Origin of the sequence: Fictibacillus sp. WQ 8-8 (genome assembly GCF_024494405.1) — a bacterium.
Taxonomy (GTDB): domain Bacteria; phylum Bacillota; class Bacilli; order Bacillales; family Fictibacillaceae; genus Fictibacillus_C; species Fictibacillus_C marinisediminis.
Window position 1 is genome coordinate 1 of sequence record NZ_JAMXKG010000041.1, and the last position, 2,154, is coordinate 2,154.

The 2,154-nt window shown below is 35.4% G+C and carries 2 protein-coding genes and 1 pseudogene; 1 reads left to right on the plus strand and 2 read right to left on the minus strand.

Annotated features, from left to right (window positions below):
• Positions 1–305: 305 nt before the first annotated feature.
• Together M1K46_RS25445 and M1K46_RS25450 are read right to left on the minus strand one after the other, a co-directional pair.
• Positions 306–551 (minus strand): hypothetical protein, encoded by a 246-nt coding sequence (locus tag M1K46_RS25445; RefSeq protein ID WP_256228230.1) that lies wholly within the window; start codon positions 549–551, stop codon positions 306–308.
• A pseudogene (locus M1K46_RS25450) lies at positions 514–867 on the minus strand (M14 family zinc carboxypeptidase); the annotation flags it as partial. The pseudogene M1K46_RS25450 and the gene M1K46_RS25445, both read right to left, overlap by 38 nt.
• 633 nt (positions 868–1,500) lie before the next feature.
• On the opposite strand from M1K46_RS25450, the gene M1K46_RS25455 reads away from it, so the two are divergent.
• Positions 1,501–1,839: an STAS domain-containing protein gene (locus M1K46_RS25455; RefSeq protein WP_256228229.1), complete on the plus strand. Its 339-nt coding sequence runs from the start codon at positions 1,501–1,503 to the stop codon at positions 1,837–1,839.
• The last annotated feature ends 315 nt before the right edge of the window (positions 1,840–2,154 follow it).

The window sequence follows — 2,154 nt, forward strand, 5'->3', positions numbered from 1 at the left end:
CTAATTACAAGACCTAAAACAGACGCCCACATCAATCCATTATTGTTTCTCCGTCTGCCAAACATATTTAAAAGAGGTTGTCTTCTTCCCATATTAAAAAGCGCTGTTATCCAGTTATTCAAATTTAAGCACTTCCCTTTTTAAAATTTAGAAAGCAAAATTTTTCACTTTCTGAACTTTATTTTGTACTTTTAAGGTTTCATTATGCTGGCATTATCTGTTTATAATAATCTGAAGGGCCTTTTTTCCAAATTCATATTACTGAATACAGCGAGGGTGGAAAGTACTTCCATATGCACGAAGTGTTATGCACCGATTCTAATTGCTGTACCATTTGTTTTTTTTTCTTGGGCACTTAATTGTGAAAAAGGTGCATTTAAAGATAGCATACAATCCAAGTTAACAGCACTTATGCCTTCTTTGACAATATGTACTTTATTCAGGGAACTTCCTTTAGGGTATCCTATAATTTTCCCTTTAGAGAATCGGTTATCCAAAAGAGGATTCGTTAATTTTTTGGCCCCAACTGTGGGTTTGCCCTTTAACTTCAAATAAAAACGGTTCCGCTTCCATTCAATGCAAATGAGCCTAAAGCAGTACCTGGAAGGTCAAGCCCCTGATCATACAAAGAAATGTTTGTGAACACAGAAGAACCTTTTGCCTGAAGAGAGTTGTACAAAGCGAGATTCAGTTGTCTTGAATAGTCATAGCGGTAATTTCCTGCATAATTAGCATATTTGCTTCCTTCTGTTGTTCGAGGATCAGGAACAAATTGCGCGGAATGGACATCGTTACATCTTCATCAGTGCCTTCTATTTTGTAAAATCCCTAGTGGTGCAGATCTAGGAACACATCCACACGACCAAATATTGAATTCGGTAGTTGCCCGCTTTTTTGTACGGTATTTTAGGATTAGACCAAGATCGTCAAAACTAGTACTTTTACGACAAATTAACCCAGTACCTATAAATAAATTATTATGAAATAATAAAATCATCCCAAGTACAGACTGCATTTAAGATCTCCTTAAGGAAAAGGTGAAAATGATTTGTTCGTGCTTAAGGTACTGGCTAGCTTTGAGCAGCTTATTTATATTAAGAACGGGTTTGTACCCAACTTTATAAAATGGTCTCGTTCTTCTTAACAATTCAAGGGTATTTTTGTACTAATTGTGATTTGAAGAACACCATTGATCCCCTTCTTTCTTTTTTGATTCCAAGTTTCTTTTCACTTTCATAACTAACAAGTCCGTCCCCCTTTGTTGAACTTTAGGAGGATCATCCTGTTAACCATTAAATGGGGGATTAGAATAGTATGTATTTTTTATATTCTGTTTTATCGATCATGGGGAATTGCTGATGTGAATGTCTATAAAAAAGATTAAAGTCATTAAGTTATAACAAAAGCCAATTCGTCGTCCCTACATATAACCTACGCTAATACACTATATAAAGTTAAGGATGAATTTTCTGGCCAATTCTACTCTTGGGGGGAAAACAAATGAATCTTAAAATTAAACATGAACAATTAAACGATTCACATTATTTAGTATTGAATGGAGAAATTGATGTCTATACTGCCCCAAAATTAAAAGAAGTACTTATACCACTATCAGAAGAAAAAAGGAAAGACATTATTATCGATCTTCAACAAATTGACTTCATGGACAACACGGGGTTGGGTATTTTCATTAAAGTTCTTAAGTCCTTGAAAAAGAACGACAGTACGCTAAAGCTAAGAGGGTTGACGGATCGTGTCCACAGATTATTTGACGTATCCGGTCTTACAGAAGTGATGGACATAGGGAAGAAAACGGAATTCTTCCCCCAAAAGGTATAATTTATTATCCCATTCTACCTTATAGACGTCCTTCTTTATATTACATATAGAATATACGACAGCAAAACGCGTAGGGTATACTAAGACGATTCGGTCTTTTCGGAAAGACGATATACTCTCTTGATTCAAACATAAAATTATGGAGGGATATACGTTTGATCCGTTCGCATCCTCTTTAATTTTTTCCTTTTGTGGAGGAATCACAAAGACTATAAGTTCCTTTCTGGCTCTGTTGAGGAATTCACTTGGAAATGGTCTGTTTTATCTTTGGTCAACTTTCACTGGATTTATCGGGAGCGACGCTATATAAACATA

Excerpts from the sequence above, each read along its gene's own strand:
- M1K46_RS25455 (WP_256228229.1), top strand. The coding sequence starts at position 1,501 with ATGAATCTTAAAATTAAACATGAACAATTAAACGATTCACATTATTTA.